This is a genomic window from Microcystis sp. M53603_WE2 (assembly GCF_030065435.1).
In genome coordinates this window covers 1-1,641 of record NZ_JASJFF010000788.1, presented here as the reverse complement: position 1 = coordinate 1,641, position 1,641 = coordinate 1, and the positions used below count along the sequence as shown (strand labels likewise).

Genomic DNA, 1,641 nt, shown 5'->3' with positions numbered 1-1,641 from the left:
CTTATATAGAAAGGCATTTAGCGATTTTTGTCAATTGTTTTTTATCTAGAGCGAACTAATCAATTAAGTCTCTTGCCAGATAAGGATTTAGTCGATTTATGCCCCCCTATCGAACCATAACAAGTAACGAAGAGCCAAAATCTTCACTTTTTGAGTCTATTCTAATTCATCTGTAGAGATTTAAGAGAATATAATCACCACAAAATCAACACCATTGCTTGGTAAATAATCGCATTTTATCACAATTTTTGCTAATTCGTTGACTCCATATTTTCTTTTAAAAGCCGCTAAAGTAGCTTGTACTAACGCTAAACCATAAGCATCTTTTCAGGTCTATCGCAATTCTTCATCTGTTAAATAATATCCTCCCGTTTTCCGCCGGTTATTGCTTCTTTGAAGCTGTTTAAGCTAAGACGTATTTTAACCCAGCTTAATTAATTTATTCAGAGATGAATCGTCTGATTAAATCTTCCCGTGAAGACTCCAACAAAAGGCGACTAGACTCCATCGGTGATAACTTAAGCAACTCATCAATAACTTTTATTAAAGACTCATCCAATTCTCCAAACCTCACTTGCATTAAATTTTCAATAATTTGTCGTTGTCCTTGTTGAAGTCCTTGTTGAAGTCCTTCCCGTTTAGTCGCCTCTTTCCACTCTAAATAAGATTGAGATAAAGCCATAAATACCTCCCTATCTTCTGATTCTAAAAGATTGTTAATTTCAACACTCACACGCCAACTAATCAATAATTCCATGACATTTTGACGGAAGGAATCGCCAGAAGGCAACTCAAGCAACTCTCTCACCGCTTGGCTTTGGGTTTTCCCCCGTCCCAACAATCTTAACAGTAAAGTGTCTGGGGTAATAGGTAACTGATTAATCGCTATAATTGCCGTTCGGTGAGAGGGAGATAAAAAGTCAATCCCTTCTGTCCAGTTTTCTAGTTCTAATTTAGCATCAAAACTCTCTAGGATCTGGAAACTAATAGAAGTAGCCAAAATCCATAATTTAGGTAAGTCATCCTCGTTTAACTCAGTTTTTTCCCGTTTCCCTTTCCGTTGAAGTTCAGCGAAAATCGAAAACAGTTTTAAGATACAGTTGCGAATTTCCGTTCGATTGGGAGCATTGCGAAAAGGCTCAAGCAAAGTGCTTGTTGTCACCATTTGCCCTAAAAGACCCAAAGATTGAGCATTTCCCCGCATATTAGGGTGAGGAGAGAAGAAAATATCCACCTGACGGGTTTCATCCGCCACCTCTTTGCTGACTTCCACCTTTCCCAGGGGAGACAGCAATTCTTCTAGGTATTGTTTGGCAAATTGGTCGTGAGGTTGTCGAGTCATGTCTTCAATCTTAGATCAGAAAAGACCCGACCGCACCCGACCCATTTCATAACCCCAGCTTATCAATACTATAAGTAACAATAGTTTCAAACCCCTTTACAAACCGTTACAAAGTCCTTAAGATAGAGACATCATCAATCAATCGTACCTCGATAACTTAATAGGAATCATAAACCAATGACCACCACTCTACAACAGCGCGAAAGCGCTTCCCTGTGGGAGCAGTTCTGCCAGTGGATCACCAGCACCAACAACCGTCTTTATGTCGGCTGGTTCGGTGTCATCATGATCCCCACCCT

Annotated in this window: 1 protein-coding gene and 1 pseudogene; one reads left to right on the top strand and one right to left on the bottom strand. The window is 39.7% G+C overall.

The window, feature by feature from the left end; genetic code table 11:
- Nucleotides 1-439: 439 nt before the first annotated feature.
- Nucleotides 440-1,342: a hypothetical protein gene (locus PX481_RS16835; protein WP_288023999.1), complete on the bottom strand. Its 903-nt coding sequence runs from the start codon at nucleotides 1,340-1,342 to the stop codon at nucleotides 440-442.
- Between the two features lie 177 nt (nucleotides 1,343-1,519).
- On the opposite strand from PX481_RS16835, the pseudogene PX481_RS16830 reads away from it, so the two are divergent.
- A pseudogene (locus PX481_RS16830) lies at nucleotides 1,520-1,641 on the top strand (photosystem II q(b) protein); the annotation flags it as partial.

Bases quoted from the DNA above. Each gene is read 5' to 3' on its own strand.
- PX481_RS16835 (WP_288023999.1), bottom strand. From the start codon at position 1,342: ATGACTCGACAACCTCACGACCAATTTGCCAAACAATACCTAGAAGAA.